The organism is Gemmata algarum (assembly GCF_034097035.1).
Classification (GTDB): Bacteria; Planctomycetota; Planctomycetia; order Gemmatales; family Gemmataceae; genus Gemmata; species Gemmata algarum.
In genome coordinates this window covers 1-16,756 of the sequence record NZ_JAXBLV010000189.1, presented here as the reverse complement: position 1 = coordinate 16,756, position 16,756 = coordinate 1, and the positions used below count along the sequence as shown (strand labels likewise).

Annotated in this window: 16 protein-coding genes; all 16 read left to right on the top strand. The window is 72.3% G+C overall.

Annotation, left to right across the window (positions count from 1 at the left end; all coding sequences use genetic code 11):
* Window positions 1-6: 6 nt before the first annotated feature.
* Window positions 7-1,398, top strand: a complete 1,392-nt coding sequence (locus tag R5W23_RS18440; RefSeq protein ID WP_320687553.1) for an outer membrane protein assembly factor BamB family protein — start codon at window positions 7-9, stop codon at window positions 1,396-1,398.
* 22 nt (window positions 1,399-1,420) lie between these two features.
* Window positions 1,421-2,812, top strand: a complete 1,392-nt coding sequence (locus R5W23_RS18435) for a YncE family protein (protein ID WP_320687552.1) — start codon at window positions 1,421-1,423, stop codon at window positions 2,810-2,812.
* 51 nt (window positions 2,813-2,863) lie between these two features.
* A complete protein-coding gene (locus tag R5W23_RS18430) occupies window positions 2,864-3,034 on the top strand; it encodes a hypothetical protein (protein ID WP_320687551.1) in 171 nt (56 codons plus the stop codon).
* A 424-nt stretch (window positions 3,035-3,458) separates the two neighbouring features.
* A complete protein-coding gene (locus R5W23_RS18425; protein ID WP_320687550.1) occupies window positions 3,459-4,016 on the top strand; it encodes a DUF1826 domain-containing protein in 558 nt (185 codons plus the stop codon).
* A gap of 22 nt (window positions 4,017-4,038) precedes the next feature.
* Window positions 4,039-4,236 carry a hypothetical protein gene (locus R5W23_RS18420; RefSeq protein ID WP_320687549.1) on the top strand — a complete coding sequence of 66 codons (198 nt, stop codon included), beginning with the start codon at window positions 4,039-4,041 and terminating at the stop codon, window positions 4,234-4,236.
* Window positions 4,233-4,922 carry a hypothetical protein gene (locus R5W23_RS18415; protein ID WP_320687548.1) on the top strand — a complete coding sequence of 230 codons (690 nt, stop codon included), beginning with the start codon at window positions 4,233-4,235 and terminating at the stop codon, window positions 4,920-4,922. The genes R5W23_RS18420 and R5W23_RS18415 overlap by 4 nt, the downstream gene beginning before the upstream one ends.
* A complete protein-coding gene (gene zigA, locus R5W23_RS18410) occupies window positions 4,919-6,166 on the top strand; it encodes a zinc metallochaperone GTPase ZigA (protein ID WP_320687547.1) in 1,248 nt (415 codons plus the stop codon). Before R5W23_RS18415 ends, zigA begins: the two co-directional genes overlap by 4 nt.
* A gap of 32 nt (window positions 6,167-6,198) precedes the next feature.
* Window positions 6,199-7,146 carry a DUF1559 domain-containing protein gene (locus R5W23_RS18405; protein ID WP_320687546.1) on the top strand — a complete coding sequence of 316 codons (948 nt, stop codon included), beginning with the start codon at window positions 6,199-6,201 and terminating at the stop codon, window positions 7,144-7,146.
* Complete coding sequence (locus R5W23_RS18400; protein ID WP_320687545.1) at window positions 7,146-7,568, top strand: hypothetical protein; 423 nt, start codon at window positions 7,146-7,148, stop codon at window positions 7,566-7,568. The genes R5W23_RS18405 and R5W23_RS18400 overlap by 1 nt, the downstream gene beginning before the upstream one ends.
* A 15-nt stretch (window positions 7,569-7,583) precedes the next feature.
* The gene (locus tag R5W23_RS18395; protein ID WP_320687544.1) at window positions 7,584-7,856 is read left to right on the top strand and encodes a hypothetical protein; all 273 of its coding nucleotides are present in this window, start codon (window positions 7,584-7,586) and stop codon (window positions 7,854-7,856) included.
* Window positions 7,857-7,915: 59 nt separating this feature from the next.
* Window positions 7,916-9,262 (top strand): CobW family GTP-binding protein, encoded by a 1,347-nt coding sequence (locus R5W23_RS18390; RefSeq protein ID WP_320687543.1) that lies wholly within the window; start codon window positions 7,916-7,918, stop codon window positions 9,260-9,262.
* Window positions 9,250-10,287: a WD40 repeat domain-containing protein gene (locus R5W23_RS18385; RefSeq protein WP_320687542.1), complete on the top strand. Its 1,038-nt coding sequence runs from the start codon at window positions 9,250-9,252 to the stop codon at window positions 10,285-10,287. The genes R5W23_RS18390 and R5W23_RS18385 overlap by 13 nt, the downstream gene beginning before the upstream one ends.
* A 157-nt stretch (window positions 10,288-10,444) precedes the next feature.
* Entirely contained in the window at window positions 10,445-11,740 is a 1,296-nt protein-coding gene (locus R5W23_RS18380; protein WP_320687541.1) for a DUF58 domain-containing protein, read from the top strand.
* Window positions 11,730-14,117, top strand: coding sequence for a transglutaminase-like domain-containing protein (locus tag R5W23_RS18375; RefSeq protein ID WP_320687540.1), 2,388 nt, complete (start codon window positions 11,730-11,732; stop codon window positions 14,115-14,117). The genes R5W23_RS18380 and R5W23_RS18375 overlap by 11 nt, the downstream gene beginning before the upstream one ends.
* A complete protein-coding gene (locus tag R5W23_RS18370) occupies window positions 14,114-15,070 on the top strand; it encodes an AAA family ATPase (RefSeq protein WP_320687539.1) in 957 nt (318 codons plus the stop codon). Before R5W23_RS18375 ends, R5W23_RS18370 begins: the two co-directional genes overlap by 4 nt.
* Before the next feature lie 27 nt (window positions 15,071-15,097).
* Entirely contained in the window at window positions 15,098-16,657 is a 1,560-nt protein-coding gene (locus tag R5W23_RS18365; RefSeq protein ID WP_320687538.1) for a permease, read from the top strand.
* Window positions 16,658-16,756: the final 99 nt, after the last annotated feature.

Below are 16,756 nucleotides of genomic sequence, written 5' to 3'. Positions count from 1 at the left end.
CGTCCCATGTTTCCGCTGTTACTGCTCGCGGGTTGCGCCGGTGCCGACCCGACCCCGCCCGCCGACACGTGGCGGGGCTTCCGCAACGACGGGTCCAGTTGCACGACCGCCCGCGACCTGCCCCTGACCTGGGGGCCGAACGAGAACGTGGCGTGGCGCGCCGCGCTGCCGGGGTACGGGCAGTCGTCGCCGGTGGTGTGGAAGGGCCGCGTGTTCGTGACCGCCGTTGAGGGGCCGGAGAAGGAGAAGTTGCTGGTCGTCGCGGTGGACGCGCGGACCGGCGCGGTGGCCTGGAAGAAGGAGTTCGCGGCCTCCCAGAAGGGGAAGAACAACCCGATGATGAGCCGTGCCGGCTCCACCCCGGTGGCGGACGCCGAGGGCGTCTACTGCCTGTTCGAGAGCGGCGACCTGCTCGCGCTCACGCACGACGGCGGCACGCTGTGGCACCGGTCGCTCGCGAAGGAGTACGGCGAGATCAAGAACAACCACGGGTTGGGCAGTTCGCTCGCCCAGGCCGGGCGCGCGGTGTTCGTGCAGGTCGATCACGCCGGCCCGTCGTACCTGCTCGCGGTGTGCAAGGCCGACGGCAAGGAGCTGTGGAAAACGGAGCGGCCCGGGCGCACGTCGTGGACCTCGCCGGTCGTCACCACGTTCAACAACAAGGCCGCGGTTCTCGCCAGCGGGGGCGGCACGCTCACCGCCTACGACGCGGCGACCGGCAAGGAGTTGGCCGCGCTCGACGGCCTCACCGGGAACACCATCCCGTCGCCGACGGCCGCCGGCGATCTGATCGCGGTCGGCGCCGGCGAAAATCGCATGAAACCGGACCTCAAGGCGTCCGCCAAGTCGAACTGCCTGGTGCGGTTCGGCGCGCGGGACGGGAGGCCCGCGTTCGAGCCGGTTTGGAACGGCACGAAGGCGGTCAGCCACCACGCCAGCCCGGTCGTTCACCAGGGCCACGTGTACTTCGTCACCAAACTCGGGCTCGTCCACTGCCTCGACCTGAAGACCGGGGCGGAGCGGTACGCGGAGCGGCTCGACGACGAAACGTGGGCCACCCCGGTCGGGGCCGGGGACCGGGTCTACTTCTTCGGCAAGTCGGGCGTCACCACGGTGCTCAGGGCCGGCGGCGAGTTCGAGAAGCTGGCGGTCAACCGGCTGTGGTCGAAGGAGGACTACGCGGCGCGCCTGGACGCCGCGAAGAGGGCCGCGGCGGACGCGCTGCCGAAGCCGCCGGAGGGCAAGGGGCAGGGGGGCGGCCCGCCCGTGCCGAAGGCGGAACTCGAAGCGACCCGGTACTCGGCCGTGGGCGACGTGGTGTACGGCGTCGCGGCCGTGGACCGCGCGCTGTTCGTCCGCACCGGGACCGAACTCGTTTGCATCCGCCCGGCCAAGTGACACTTCCGAGAGGGGAACGAAAATGCGCTGCGCGCTGTGGTTCGTGCTGACGGCCGCACTCGGCGGGGCCGTCGCGGGAGGCGACGACAAGGCGCCCGCGAGGGCGAAGCCGCCGGCACCGATCGTCCGGCTGTTCGTTCAGGACATGAAGACGTGTTCGGTGAAGTGGGCCGACGTGCGGGTCGGTGCGGACCAGAAACTGGTGCTCGACCCGCTCGCCGATGTGGCCGGGTTCAAGAAGCTCGACCCGGCGAAGCAGAAGCTGGTCCAGATGCGCGAGTCCGGCAGCCTCGTGTGCGTCGGCGTCCGGGACGACGCCGACGGCGCGTTCGAGAGCGGGTGGGTGCTCATGCAGTCCGGCGTCGGGTACGCCGACCACGGGGACCACGGGCACTGGACGTACAAGACGGCGCCCGCGGTGATCGACAGCCGGCTCGACGCCAAGCAGGGGAACCCGGCCCACCTGTACCGCTACGACGGGTGGTTCTACCTCGCCAACGACAAGCTCAACGGGTACACCCGCATCGACCCCGAGGGGTACGCCACGAACGAAGCGCGGTCGCTGGGCAAGGGGAAGCCGCAGTTCGTGACCGGCGGGGGCGGGCACATCACCCTGGCGGTCGTCGACAACACGGTCGGGTACGCGTGCTGGATCGACGGCGGCGGGCCGAACAAGGGGCGCGTCGATGTGTCCCCGGTGGGCATCGGCGCGAGGCCCGAGCCGGCGTACTCGTTCGCGCTCCCGAGCGGCGGCATCCACGGGGCCGCCGCGTGCGCCGGGAAGGTGTTCTTCGCGCCGTCCGCGGGCGTCTGCTGGGCCGACGCCGACACCGGGCTCAAGCTCACGGGCGAGCGGGTGAAGGTGCGGCACATCGATCTCGGCACGGAGGGCGACAAGCCGCGCCGCACCGGGGCGTTCGTCACCCACGGGCACCACGTCCTGTTCGTCACCGGCAAGGAGGCGCCCAACTTGGCCGTGCTGGACGCCAAGAGCGCCGAGCCGAAGCCGGCGTTCCTCCCGCTCGCGGTCAAAAAGGGCACACACGCGGTTACGCCGGAGGTGGTCACGTCGGCGGACGGGAAGACCTACGCGCTGGTGTTCCACGACCGGGTGAAGGACAGCGACGCGGCCGACGCGCTGGAGGTCATCGCGCTCGACCCGAACGGGGACGGCGATTGCTCCGACATGAAGTCGGTGAAGGTGCTGGCGGTCGGGAGGAGCGCGGTCGAGGGGCACTTCGGGCACCACGACCTCGCGTTCGACGCGAACCGCAAGTACGGGTTCTTCACCAACCCCGGGGACGGCACGCTCTCGGTCCTGTCGCTCAAGACGCTCGACGTGGTCGCCACATTCACCGTCGGCGGCACCCCGACGGCGCTCGCCGCCCGCGGCGGTGAAGATCACGACGACTGACCCCCAACCCGCCCGAGACGAATCGCGGGCCTCGCTGATCGCGAATGGAGCGTGCTGGAGCACGCCGCTCAAAGTGGTCGCGGGCTGATCCCGAATGCCAACGGCGATGTCCGCATCTACGGGAACCCGGTCGGGGTGTGCCACCACCGGGCCGGGCACCTGCCGCAGCGCGGCGACATCGAGCGGTTCGTCCCGACCGGCCGGTGCGTCCACCTCGTGTAGTCCCGCGGACCCCAGACGCGGGGCCACGCGATCGTCACTGCGGCATTGCGGTTGTCATCAAAAACGCGAGTGCGATTGGTTGCCGCCGCGGTTGCCAATCGCACTCGCGCCGTGGTGTCCCGGTCCGCACACCTCGTTCCTGCTCGCGCTCGGATGGGCATTCACCGTACTCGCCCTGAACGCCGCGGCCGCGCCGGTCAGGGCCGCAAAACCGACAGCAGAACCATCAGCGCCAGCAGAAGCGCGGCGCACAGCACCGGAAGCTCCAGCAGCGGACTCGGGGGCTGGTCGCGAAAGCCGCTCATGGGACACGTTCCCGAGTGAAGGAAAGCCGATTGCCTTTGATGAGGTATAACAATATCATATTTGGTATCCGGAAGTAAATCTGGTCGATCCGAGTGGCTCGCCGGCAAGGTGGACGTTCATGACGACAGCTCCAGCGGCACTGCACACCCCGGTTTGGGATTACGCCGCGGTCGCCGCGTTCGACCGGAGCACGGAAGACGCCCTACTCATCGAACGGTCGCCGCTCCCGGAGGTCGCCGGCGCGATGCGCGCGGCCCGCGTCCACGACTGGCGCTCGAGCGTGAACGCCGCCGACATCAACGGTAAAGTCGCGGCGGGGCTGGCGGCGCTGGGCCTCGACTGCCCCCCGCTGGCGGCCGACATCGCGACCGTGGCCCGCAGCTTCCTGGCGCAGTTCGCCGCCCCCGCCGCGTCGCTGCGCATCGAAGTGGTGACCACGAGCACCTGCCCCAAGTTTCACTGCGACAACATCCGCGTCCGGGTGGTGGCGACGTACCACGGCCCGGGCACCGAGTACGTCGCCACCGCCGCGCCGGGCGACGTGCGCGCCGCGCCGACCGGCGCGCTGCTATTCCTGAAGGGCCACAAGCACCCGACCCACGCGGACGCAGTTCTTCACCGCTCGCCGACGGTGCCGGCCGGTGAGAAGCGGTTGTGCGTGGTGCTGGACATCTGACCCGAACGTGTGAGGCGAAGCCGTGAACCGGACCAGACGGGCGTTTCTGCGGGCGGCGGTCGTGTCGCCGGTGATCGCCGGCGCGTGGGTGGTGTGGGAGGCGGAAGCCGGGCGACTCAAGGTGCGGCAGAAGCCGGGCGCGTGCTGCGCGCCTGCCGGCGTCCCGAACCGCTCCTGCACCCACCTCGCGCCGCCGACCGCGAACCGGGGGGCGATGTGACGACCCGCCGCACTCGCACCGACCTGCGCCGCCGGGCGGTCGCGCTGCTCGACCAGCAGCTCTGGTGCTGGGGGCGGGATGTCGCGCGCCCGGAAGGCAACGTGCTCCTCGGGCTCGGGATGTGCCGCTACCGGTCGGCCGAACCGGGGCCGGACCGCACCGCGTACACCGGCCGCGTCGCTGGCGACGGGGTCGTGTGGCTGTGGGGTTTCGGACTGCTGTACTGCCTTCCCGACCTGGGTGGCGTGTTCCTGCGGCGGAGCGGGTTCGAGCCGCTGCTGCTCGACCGCCCGCCGGGGCGCCCGGTTCACCGCCCGGAACACGTCGGCCCGTGCGCGCGGCCGGTCACGGCGCGCCAGCGGGCGACGGCCGGCACACTGGTCCGGGCCGCGGCCGACTGGATCGCCGGGTACGAGCACTGGGTCGCCGAGACGTTTGGCGCCGCCTACCGCGAGGCGACGCTGGCCGCCCGCGACAAGGCGCCGGCGGTCCCGGCGCAGGACATGGCGAAGGCGTGGGGGCACCTAGCGAAGAAGGCGCTCCGCTTCGCCCCTCAAGCGCCGCCCGGCGGGGCGCGGGGAACGCTCCTCGCCAACGTGTGCCCTCTGATCCCCTCACCCCCGGCCCCGGCGCTTCCGCGGGAGCGCCGCGAAGTCGCCCGACAACAGAGGTACCGAACCGCATGACCACGATTCGCGAAGCGGGCCGGAGGCTGCCCGTCACCGTCTTGTCCGGCTTTCTCGGCGCGGGCAAGACGACGCTCCTCAACCACGTCCTCGCCAACCGCCAGGGGCTGAAGGTCGCGGTCATCGTCAACGACATGTCCGAGGTGAACGTCGATGCGGCGCTCGTCAAGGACGGGGCCGGCCTGTCGCGGACCGAGGAGAAGCTGGTCGAGATGCAGAACGGGTGCATCTGCTGCACGCTCCGCGAGGACCTGCTCAAGGAGGTGGGCAAACTGGCGGCGGACGGCCGGTTCGACTACCTGCTCATCGAATCGACCGGCGTCTCGGAGCCGCTCCCGGTGGCCGAGACGTTCACCTTCGCGGACGAAACCGGGGCGTCGCTCGGCGACGTGGCCCGGCTCGATACGATGGTCACGGTGGTGGACGCCCGCAACTTCCTCGACGACTTCCAGTCGCTGGACTCACTCACCGACCGCCGCCTGTCGCTCGGCGAAGAGGACGAGCGGGACGTGGTGAACCTGTTGGTCGATCAGGTCGAGTTCGCCGACGTGATCGTGGTGAACAAGATCGACGGCGTGCCGCGCGAGCGCCTCGACCAACTGTTCGCGATCCTCCGCCAGTTGAACGCGACGGCGAAGCTCGTCCCGGCGGCCTACGGCCGGATCGACCTGCGCGAGATTCTGGACACCAAGCGGTTCGACCTCGAGAAGGCGTCGGCCGCGCCGGGGTGGATGGCCGTGCTCCGCGGCGAGGAGCGGGCCGAAACGGCCGAGTACGGGATCACCAGCTTCGTGTACCGCGCGCGGGTGCCGTTCCACCCCGAGCGGCTCTACAAGTTTATGCTGAACAAGCCGCTGCTCGCGGGGCTGCTCCGGTCCAAGGGGTTCTGCTGGATCGTGACGCGCCCGAAGTGGGCCGCGCTGTGGTCGCACGCCGGGCGCGTCATGGAACTGTCGCCGAACGGCGTGTGGTGGGCCGACGTGCCGCGGGACCAGTGGCCGACCGACCCGGGCGAGCGGGCCGACGTACTCGCCGAGTTCGACGGCCCCCACGGCGACCGCCGGCAGGAACTCGTGTTCATCGGCCAGAAGATGGACGAGCCGGCGGTCCGCGCCGCGCTCGACGCCGCGCTGATGACCGACGCCGAAATGGCCGGCGGCCCGGCGGTCTGGTCGAAGATCCGCGACCCGCTCCCCGCGTGGCCCGACCCGGAGCACGCGCTGGCCGCCCGCGACCGCGAATGACCCCGCACCGAGCCGCACTCCACGGAGCCGAAATGATCCGCCATCGAAGGGCCGCGTTCACGCTGATCGAGTTACTGGTGGTGATCGCGATCATCGCGGTCCTCATCGGGCTGCTGCTGCCCGCGGTGCAGAAGGTGCGCGAGGCCGCCGCCCGGATGCAGTGCTCCAACAACCTGAAACAACTGGGCCTCGGGCTGCACAACTTCGAGAGCGCCCGCGGCGAGTTCCCGGTGAACCTCGGCACCGTGCGGAACCCCGGCCCGCGGCACCCGTGGACCGTGGTCATCCTGCCGTTCATCGAACAGGACAACCTGTTCAAGCTGATCCGCCTGGACGTGGCGTGGTTCGACCTGCCGAACCGCGACGCGATCAGGACCCCGGTGAAGATCTACCAGTGCCCGTCCGCGACCGCCCGCGAGCCGGCGTTCACCGAGGTGCTGGTGCCCACGGTCGGCGGCACCATGACCCGCATCGAGGGCGGGCGGTGGGATTACGGGCCGTTCAGCGGCGTCAACGTGGCGCTCCTCGGCCTGCCGTCCACGTTCGACGGCCGGGCGGTGTTCGACGGCGGCGGGAACCGGTGGTCGGACATGACCGACGGGCTGTCGAACACCGCGATGGTGTCCGAGTGCGCCAACCGGCAGCAGTTGTGGAAGCGGCGGACGCAGGTGACGGACACGGTGGCCGAGAACAACCCGTGCGGCGCCGGCGGGCCGGGGTGCGTGAACGGCGGCATCTGGGCCGACTGGAACAAGAACATGCGGATCGACGGCGCGACCGCCGACGGGAACGCGTCGAACGGGGGCGCGTGCGCGGTCAACTGCACCAACCAGTGGGAGGTGTACAGCACGCACACCGGCGGGGCGAACTGCCTGTTCGGCGACGGGTCGGTGCGGTTCCTCAAGGAGTCGCTCACCTACCCGACGCTGGCCGCGATGATCACCCGCGCCGGCGGCGAGGTCCCGGCGGGAGACAACTGATGCGTGCGACCGTCGCGGCACTGGTCATGGCCGGGGTGATGGGCTGCGGCGGCCCGAAGGCCGCCGACGCGCCGGGGCCGGTCCGGACGCACGGCCGCGCCGTCAGCGGGGGCAAACCGGCCGCGGGCGCGGTGCTGGTGTTCCATGCCGTCGGCGGCACCGGCGGAGGTCTGCCGCCCCGCGCCCGCGCCGGACCCGACGGCCGCTTCGCCGTCACCTCCGCAGACGGCGGCGACGGGATGCCCGAAGGAGAATACGCCGTGACCGTCGAGTGGCGAAGCGGGTCCGGCGAGAACGGCGACGACGGCCGTAGCCTGGTGAGCGAGAGGTACACCCGCCCGGCCACCACCCCGCTGAAGGTGACCGTCCGCCGCGGCCCGGACGGGCGTTGCGCGCTGCCCGATTTCATCCTCACACCCTGAGCGGATGGCCCCGCGATGGTCAACGCACACAGCACCGGCCCGAAGTCCGACGCGGTCACCCTCGACCGAATCCGGGGGTGGATGCGCGAGGTGCTCGGGCTGCCGGCCGACGCGGTCGTCCTGGTGTCCGAGCTGCGGTACGGCGAGCCGGACGGCCCGGACGCCGAGACCGTCATCGCGGTGGCGGGCGAGCCCGGCCGGGCGCGGCGCCACACGTTGCCCAAAGCGGCAGCCGATGTGACCCGCCTCGACGTGCTGTCCCTCGCGGCCCGTGGCACCCACGGCTGAGTGCTGTATACTAACGAAGTATATCCTGGTAACATTTGGTTAACGACAGAGGTTCGGCCATGTCCGCGACCAGCGACCGCGTGCCGGTGACCGTGCTGACCGGGTTCCTCGGGTCCGGCAAGACGACCCTCCTGAACCACATCCTGACCGCGAACCACGGCAAGCGGATCGCGGTCATCGAGAACGAGTTCGGTGAGGTCGGGATCGACCAGGATCTGGTGATCCGCGCGGAAGAGGAAGTCTTCGAGATGAACAACGGGTGCATCTGCTGCACCGTCCGCGGGGACCTGATCCGCATCCTCGGCAACCTGATGAAGCGGAAGGACAAGTTCGACTACATCGTGGTCGAGACCACCGGCATGGCCGACCCCGGGCCGGTCGCCCAGACGTTCTTCGTGGACGACGAGGTGGGGCGCAAGACCCGGCTCGACGGGATCGTCACGCTGATCGACGCCAAGCACGTCCACGACCACTGGGACTCGGACGAGGTGCGGACCCAGATCGCGTTCGCCGACGTGCTCCTGCTGAACAAGACCGACCTCGTCTCGGCTGGCGAGCAGGACGCGCTCGAGGCGCGCATCAGGGGCATGAACGGCGCGGCGAAACTGTACCGGACGCGGAACTCGGTCGTGGAGATGGACCGCATCCTGAACGTCGGCGGGTTCAACCTGGACCGGGCGCTGGAGGTGGACCCGCAGTTCCTCGAACCGGAGTACCCGTTCGAGTGGGGCGGCGTCTACGAGCTCGGGGCCGGGGAGTACGCGTTCGTTTGCGGCGACGGCCCGGACCCGGCGATGCACGTGGCGCTGCTGCCGTGCCCGTCGGCCGACGACGCGGGGCGGAAAGCGGCGGAGGCGGACGCGGTGCTGCTGTTCAGTGACGAGGCGCGCCCGGTCGCGCCGGGGGAACCTCTTCCCGCCGGCCAGCGGCTCTCGCAGCTCCAACTGCCGGAGGGCGGGCCGAAGCGGTTCCCCGTGCCGATCGCCGAAGCCGGGTGCTACGCGCTGTTCACCGAGCACGGGCCGGACGAGTTCGGGGCGGAACTGGTCGGACCGGCCGGCGCGCTCGCCCCGGCCGCGGCCCACGAGTACAAGCCGGACCACGAGCACGACGACGAGGTGTCGTCGGTCGGGATCACGGCCCCCGGCGACCTGGACATGGACCGGCTCAACGCCTGGATGAGCGAGCTGCTCCAGACGCGGGGGACGGACATCTTCCGCATGAAGGGCGTGCTGAGCATCAAGGGCGACAAGAACCGGTTCGTGTTCCAGGGCGTTCACATGCTGCTCGACGCCCGGCCGGACCGCCCGTGGGGGGCCGCGGCGCGCTCCAACAAGCTCATCTTCATCGGCCGCAACCTGGACCGGGCCGCGCTGACGGAAGGGTTCCAGTCATGCTTGGCGTGAGCGGCTGGTTCGGTGGGGTGAAACTCACCGAAGTCTGGCGGGGCGGGATCGAGGACCACGTGATTTCGCTCGCGTGGTCGCCCGACGACCGGTTCGTGGCCGTGGCCGGGGCCGCCGGGCCGGTCGTGGTTCTGGACGCCGGCACCGGTTCCGCGCGGCACCAGTGGCCCGGTCACCGGGGCGGCGCGACCACGGTGACGTGGGCGGACGAGGGCACGGTTGCCTCGGCCGGCCAGGACGGCCGGGTCCGCGTCTGGGACGCGACGACCGGGGCCGAGCGGTTCGCCCTCGACGCCGGGGCGCGGTGGGTGGAATCGGTGGCCGTGAGCCCGTGCGGAACGTACCTCGCGTCCGCGGCCGGCAAGAAGGTGCGGTTGTGGGGGCGCGACGGGTGCCTGTTGCGGGACTACCCGGACCACGCCAGTACCGTCACCGACCTCGCGTGGCGGCCCGGCGGGCGCGAACTGACCACGGCCGCTTACGGGGGCGTCACCCTCTGGACGCCCGACAGGCCCGATGCGGCCGGGCGGCTCGAGTGGAAAGGGTCGGTGCTGCGGCTGGCGTGGTCGCCGGACGCAAAGTTCCTCGCCACCGGCGACCAGGACTCGACCGTCCACTTCTGGGTCACCGCCACCGATACAGACTTGAAGATGTTCGGTTACCCGAAAAAGGTGACCCAACTGGCGTGGGACCACACGTCGCGGTTTCTGGCGACCGGCGGCGGGCACCGGGTCACCGTGTGGGACTGCTCCGGGTCCGGGCCGGCGAACACGCGCCCGCTCGTTCTGGACGCGCACGACGCGGCGAGCAAGGTATCGGCGCTGGCGTTCCAGCGTGCGGGACCGCTGCTCGCCTCGGGCGCGGACGACGGGCGGGTGCTGTTGTGGCACCCTGGCAGCGGGCGGCGCCCGCTGGCGGACGTGCGGTTCGAGACCGCCGTCACCCAGCTCGCGTGGTCCGCCGATGACGTGCGCCTCGTCGTCGGGACCGAAACAGGTGCGGTGGCCGTTTTCCGTGCCCGCTGACCCCGCTCTGCCCGCGACAGCCCCTTCTACCACATCGGGCGCTCGCCCCGCCGAACCAACTCTGGCGGGAATTCGTACTGGTCTGAAGAGGATAACTCAGTAATACTATTGCATACCGAGTTTGATTTGTCGCCACCGGGCCGTACAGGAACCTGCGGTGCCATCTCCATCGACGCGCTCGCGATTGCGGTGCTGGGTCGCCGGGATCGCGACCCATGACTTCTCCCCGGCCTTCAGCGCGAAGGTGCGGCGGACCCTGTACAACCCGCTCGGCATCCTGCTCGTCGCGGCGCTGGCGTCGCTCCTGTGTGGCTTTTTTTTGCACGCCCAGGGGTTCGTCTTGGCCGGCGGGATCGTCGCGGTCGTCGGCCTCGGTGTCGTTTGGCCCTGGCTGTCGCTCCGCGGGCTGACCGGTACCCTGGCGTTCGAGCGGACCCGCGTCGCGGAGGGCGAGCCGGTCGGGGTGCGGCTGACGCTCCGGAACCGGCTCCCGTGGGCCGCGTGGGGGCTGGCCGTGCGGGACGGGTTCGGCGGGGACGGGGGCGCACCCGCCGCGGCGGTCGCGTCCGCGCCGGGGCGGCGAACCGCCGCGTGCCGCTGGTCGTTCACCCCCACGCGACGAGGCGTGTTCCCGCTCGCGGTCCCGCGGATCGGCACCGGGTTCCCGTTCGGGCTGTGGGAAACCGCCCGCCGGGTCGCGGTCGAGGCGCCCCTGATCGTGTGGCCGAAGACCTTTCCGGTCGGCCCGGTGCCGCCGGTGAGCGGCGACCGGCAGGTGGAAGGGAACGTGTCGCGGAGCAAGGTCGGCACGACCGGGGACGTGCTCGGCGTGCGCCCGTACCGGCGCGGCGACTCGCCGCGCCGCATCCACTGGGGCCAGTCCGCCAAGCACGACCGGCTCGTCGTGTGCGAGCTCCAGTCGAACAGCCGGCCGGTGATTCAGCTCGTCCTCGACGCGGACCCGAGTGTTCACGCCGGGGCCGATGAGAGCGGCTCCCGCGAATGGGCCGTCCGCGTGGTGGCGAGTCTGGCCGAGGGGTGGCTCGGGGCCGGCGCGCAGGTGGGCCTCGCGTGGGCCGGGTTCGAGCTCCCGCCCGCGTCGGGGGTGGGGCAGGCGCACAAGATACTCGACGCGCTGGCGGCCCTGCCGGACGCGGTTTGCGGACCGCTCGCGGACGTGCTCGCGTGCCCGGTGTGCCGCGGGTTCCGCGACGGCCTCCAGGTGATCATCACCACCGACCGCGCGCACGCCCACGGCGCGTGCGGGGCGTGCGCGGCCGAAGACCAGCGGTGGGTGGTGCTGAGCGCGGGCGGGTTCGCGGACGCCGTTTCGATCGCGCCGCACGCCTGCGACCACAACCCGTGCGCCGAGCCGTGGCTGCGGATCGGATCGGCCGACGAGGTGCCGATCCGGCTCCGGGGCGGCTGGCGGGAGGCCCGGCATGGCTCCTGAAGACAAGAGGGGGTTGCAGGGGGAACCCGCGGGGGGGGGGCCCTCACAACCGGCCCGCCCGCTGCGCCGGGCCACGTTCGCGCTGGTCGCGCTGTCCGCGCTGGCGGTCGAGGTTGCGGCCGTGGACACGCGGCCGGTCCTTCAGAGCCTCGGCCTGGCGGGCGCGTGGGTCGCGGTCGCCGCGGCCCTCGCGCGGCTGGTCCCGGTTCCGGCAGACGCGCGCCGGAAACCGCCCGGGTGGGTGTTCCTCGTCGTCCTCGCGCTGATGGGCGCCCCGGTCGCGGCCGAGCCGCTCGTCCGGAGGTGGGCCGGCGGCGGGTACCCGCTCGAACTCCAGATGGTGTGCGGGCTGCGGAACGTGGGCCTCGGGCTGGCCGCGTGCGCCGGGTGGGTGCTGTGCCTGCGGGCCGCGTGCGTGGTCAGCCTGTTCCTGATGCTGTTCTCGGCCGCGATGACCAACCACCCGGCGGTGCTGGTGCTCCTCGGGCTGTACGCGGCGGTCGGGAGCGGGTGGCTCGTCCTCGTGTACTGGATCGGGCTGCGGGCCGCGTTCGTGACCGCGGAGCGGGCCGTCACCGTCGAGGTGGAGCCGACCCGGGTGGGGCTCCCGTGGGTCGGGCTGTGCGTGCTCGTGCTCGCGGTCGGCGGCGGGGCGGCGCTGGCGGTGGTCGGGCCGAAGCGGGCGACCGCGGCGCTGGGCGAGCTGGTGCCCACGTCCGGCGGAACGGGGGACACGGACCCGTTCGCCCGGTACGGCCTCGGCGACGGCCCGGAGGAGACCGCCGGGGACAACGCGAAGGCGGCCGGGATGGTCGAGACGGACAAGAGGATCGAGGACAACCGGAACGCGCTCATCGACGCGGTGAGCGACATGTACGGCCCGCCCCACAAGCCGCCCAAAGATCAGGAGCGGACGGTCGCGGCGGGGCTGGCGCAGGTGATCGAGAACCACGGGAAGCTGCCCGACAACCGCCGCCCGAGCCGCGACTTCGACACCGGCCGCAAAGGACCGAACGGGGACAAGAAGCCCGGCAGTCAGGGCGCCCGCGGGCTGTTCGAGGTCGAGGGCCGCACCCCGCTGCACGTCCGGCTCGTCGTGTACGAGCGGTACGACCCGGCCGCGCACCGGTGGCGCGGCGGCCGGCAGCCGAACAGCAAGCTGCTGGAACCCGACGGGGACTGCTGGATGCGGCTCGGCCACCTGCGCGCCGCGGACTGGTACGGCGCGGACGAGCGGCACGGGCTCAAGGCCGCCGACATGAAGGACAACCTGGTTCCCACGCCGGCGCTGCTGTCGCGGGTCCGGATCAACAAGGTGGACAAGCCGGACTACTACGAGTGGGACTACGACGGCGTGCTGGCGCTGGCCGGGCGGCGCAAGACCCCGCCGGGGGTGGTCGTTACCACCGACTGCCGCACGCTGGACCCGCGCCGGCTCCCGGACGGTGCCTTCGCGGCCGGCGGTTTGCCGCCGGTGCTGGGCGAGGTGCCGGACGCGCTCCGCCCGGAGGTCGCGCGAGTCGCCCGTGCGTGGGCCGGGGACCGGCCGCGCGGGTGGCCCCAGATCGAAGCCGTGCTGGCGAAGCTGCGCACCGAATACGTACACGACCGCGGGGCGTCGGCACCGCCCGACCACCCGGCGCCGGTGCTGTGGTTCCTGCTCGAGTCCCGGCGCGGCCCCGACTACCTGTTCGCCACCGCCGCGACGCTGCTGCTCCGCGCCCTCGATTACCCAGCCCGGGTGTGCCTCGGGTACTACGCGGACCCGGCCGCCTACGACCCGGAAACGGAGCACACGCCGGTCCGGGAGACGGACCTGCACGTCTGGGCCGAGGTGCCGCTCCGCGACGGGCACTGGCTGGTGGTCGAGCCGACCCCGGGGTACGAGGTACTCGAACCGCGCCTTCCCTTCTCCCAGCGGGTGCTGAATGCCCTCGCGGCGGGCGCTGCGTGGGCCGGGCGGAACCTGTTCGCGGTCCTGGCGGTCTCGGCCGGCGTGGCCGCCGTTGCCGTCCGCCGGCGGCACCTGATCGACGCGGCAGCAGTGCTCGCGTGGCGCTGGTTCCCCGGCCCGACGTGGCGCGACCAGGTGCGCCGGGCCGTGTCGGTGCTCGAGCGGCGGGCGCGGTGGGCGGGCGCGCCCCGCGCGGCGGGCCAGACCGTGACCGCGTGGGTCCGGGCCGCCGCGCCCGCGGGCCCGCCCGACCCGCACCTCGCCCGGATCGCCGGCCTCACCGAGTGGGCCGCGTACGCGCCCGACGGGCCGCCCCCGTGGACCGCCGACGAGGTCGCGGCGGTGTGCCGGGCCGCCCTCGCCGCCTGGACCCTGCGGCGGTGGCACGGCCCCCTTTCACCGACCGCCGGAGACCGCCCGTGACCCCGACACTGAACGGCCCGCCCGCACCGCCCGCCGACACCCGGTGCGACCGGATCGACCGGCTCCGCGCGGCCCTCAACCGCGCGCTGCGGGGCAAGCCGGGGGTCGTCGAGTACGTCCTCGCGGGCCTGCTGGCGCGCGGGCACCTGCTGCTCGAAGACCTGCCCGGGCTGGGCAAGACGACGCTCGCGAAGGCCGTCGCCGCGGCCGTCGGCGGGACGTTCGCGCGGGTGCAGTGTACGCCCGACCTGCTGCCCGGCGACATCACCGGGTTCAGCGTGTTCAACCAGAAGACCCGCGAGTTCGAGTTCCAGCCCGGCCCCGTGTTCGCCGAGGTGCTGCTGGCCGACGAGGTCAACCGCACCACCCCGCGCACGCAGAGCGCGCTGCTCGAGGCGATGGCCGAGCGGCAGGCGACCGTGGACAACGTGCGGCACCCGCTCGCGCCGACGTTCTTCGTGATCGCCACCCAGAACCCGGTGGAGCACCACGGCACCTACCCGCTCCCCGAGGCCCAGCTCGACCGGTTCGCGCTGAAGCTGTCCGTCGGCTACCCGGACCGGGCCGACGAACTGGACCTGCTCGCGGGCGCGATCGGCGACGTGTCCGACGCGCGCGCCGGCGCCCCGGTGCTGGCCCCCGGCGACCTCGCGGACCTGCAAGGGCGCGTCGCGCGGGTCGCGGTGCAGCCGAACGTGCGGGCGTACCTGGTCGATCTGGGCCGGGCGACCCGGGCGCACGCGGGCGTCACCCTCGGCCTGAGCCCGCGCGGGCTGCTGATCTGGCAGCGGGTGGCGCAGGCGTGGGCGTTCCTCAAGGGGCGCCCGTTCGTCACCCCGGACGACGTGCAGGAGGTCGCCCGGCCGGTCCTCGGGGTGCGCCTGGGGCTGGCCCCGGACGCGGCCCGGTTCGTTCTCGACCAGATCCTCGCGGGCGTCCCGGTCCCGGTCTGAGCACCTTTCACGCGGAGCCGAACCATCATGATCGAGAGCACCTTCTGGGGGTTCCTGCTGCGGTGCGGGCAGGGCGCGGTCGAGGCGGCGCTGACGCTCCTCGTGGGTGTCGTGGTGGCCGGGGTGTTCCGCCGGATGCTCGGCCCGGCCGGCACCCGCCGGCTGTTCGGGAGCGGGTTCAAGGGGCTGTTCCGCGGGTGGCTGGCGGGGATGCTCCTGCCGGTGTGCTCGCTCGGGGTGATCCCGGTGGCCCGCGAGATGCGCCGGGCCGGGGTGCCCGGGGGCACGGTGCTGGCGTTCGTGCTCGCGGCCCCGCTGCTGAACCCGCTCTCGTTCCTGTACGGGCTGACCCTCGCCGAGCCGGTCGTGATCGTCACGTTCGCCGCGCTGTCGCTGGTCCTGTCCACGCTCGCCGGGCTCCTCTGGGACCGCGTGTTCGCCCGCGCCACCGACGCGGCCGAGTCGGACGAGCTGGCGCGGCGGGCCGACGCGGAACCGCTCCCGCCGGTCGGGCTGAAGCGCGTCCTCGCCGTGTTCGTCACCGCGGCGCGGGAGCTGGCGGGCCGGGACCTCGCGTTCTACGCGGTCGGCATCGTCGGCTCGGCGGCGCTGTCGGCGGCGCTGCCGTTCGGCAGCCTGCAACACACCATGCACCACTCGGACAAGTCGTCCCCGCTGCTGATGACGGCGCTGGCGGTGCCGCTGTACTCGTCGCCGCTGCCCGGGATGATGAAGATCGGGCTGATGTTCGAGCACGGGAACTCGATCGGGGCCGCGTTCGTGCTGTTCGCGCTAGGCATCGGCACCAGCCTGGGCACCCTGGTGTGGCTGTTCACCGACTTCGGCCCGCGCCGGGCGGCCCGGTGGTTCGCGGCCTACGTCGGCATCATTCTGGCGATGGGGTACGCCAGCGAGCCGCTCCTGTACGACACCCGCAAGGCCGAGGCCGACCACACGCACGCGTTCGACGACTACTCGGCCCCGTTCCCGGCCGGCTCGGGCGGGCCGGCGGAGGTGCGGGCGAAACTGGCCGAGAAGTTCGGCCCGCTCGAACAGCCCGCCGGGTACGGGTTCCTGGCGCTCCTGGCGCTCGGGCTGGTCGCGCGCCGGGCCGACCGGGCCGGGCGGCTGGAGCGGTGGCTGACGGCCGCCCCGGCCCCCGACCGGGCGCGGTCGAGGTGGGACGTGGTGGTGCCCGGCCCGGTGCTGGGCGCGATCGCGCTCCTCGGGCTGGTCGCGTTCAGCGTGGTCGGCGCGTACCTGTACTACCCGGACCGCCGGCAGTGCTTTGAAGACATGAGGGCCGTTCACGCGGAAGCGGTCGTGGCCGCCCGCACGGGGAAGCGGGACGAGGCGATCCGGCACCTGGAACACTGGGACCTGCTCACCCGCAAGCTCCAGGTGGGCGTGTACATCCGCGACCTCGCGGTCACCGGGGAGCAGGCGAAGGCGTCCGACGACCTGCGCGAGGAGCTGGAAGAGGTGCGCGACGCGCTCATCGCCCGCGACACCGACGGCGCGCAGGCGCGGCTGCCGAAACTGGAGGCGGCGTACCGCGCCTGCCGGGACGCTTATGTGACGCCGTAGCGGCGGTCACTCGCCCAGGCGCCACAGGGCTTATCGCCGCGACCGAACAGCAGGCGCCCGCCCCGCCCGTAACGGTCGCAGGGCCGACGAACACGGCTT

Bases quoted from the DNA above. Each gene is read 5' to 3' on its own strand.
- R5W23_RS18385 (WP_320687542.1), top strand. From the start codon at position 9,250: ATGCTTGGCGTGAGCGGCTGGTTCGGTGGGGTGAAACTCACCGAAGTC.
- R5W23_RS18390 (WP_320687543.1), top strand. From the start codon at position 7,916: ATGTCCGCGACCAGCGACCGCGTGCCGGTGACCGTGCTGACCGGGTTC.
- R5W23_RS18365 (WP_320687538.1), top strand. From the start codon at position 15,098: ATGATCGAGAGCACCTTCTGGGGGTTCCTGCTGCGGTGCGGGCAGGGC.
- R5W23_RS18375 (WP_320687540.1), top strand. From the start codon at position 11,730: ATGGCTCCTGAAGACAAGAGGGGGTTGCAGGGGGAACCCGCGGGGGGG.
- R5W23_RS18425 (WP_320687550.1), top strand. From the start codon at position 3,459: ATGACGACAGCTCCAGCGGCACTGCACACCCCGGTTTGGGATTACGCC.
- R5W23_RS18405 (WP_320687546.1), top strand. From the start codon at position 6,199: ATGATCCGCCATCGAAGGGCCGCGTTCACGCTGATCGAGTTACTGGTG.
- R5W23_RS18435 (WP_320687552.1), top strand. From the start codon at position 1,421: ATGCGCTGCGCGCTGTGGTTCGTGCTGACGGCCGCACTCGGCGGGGCC.
- R5W23_RS18395 (WP_320687544.1), top strand. From the start codon at position 7,584: ATGGTCAACGCACACAGCACCGGCCCGAAGTCCGACGCGGTCACCCTC.
- zigA (WP_320687547.1), top strand. From the start codon at position 4,919: ATGACCACGATTCGCGAAGCGGGCCGGAGGCTGCCCGTCACCGTCTTG.
- R5W23_RS18440 (WP_320687553.1), top strand. From the start codon at position 7: ATGTTTCCGCTGTTACTGCTCGCGGGTTGCGCCGGTGCCGACCCGACC.
- R5W23_RS18400 (WP_320687545.1), top strand. From the start codon at position 7,146: ATGCGTGCGACCGTCGCGGCACTGGTCATGGCCGGGGTGATGGGCTGC.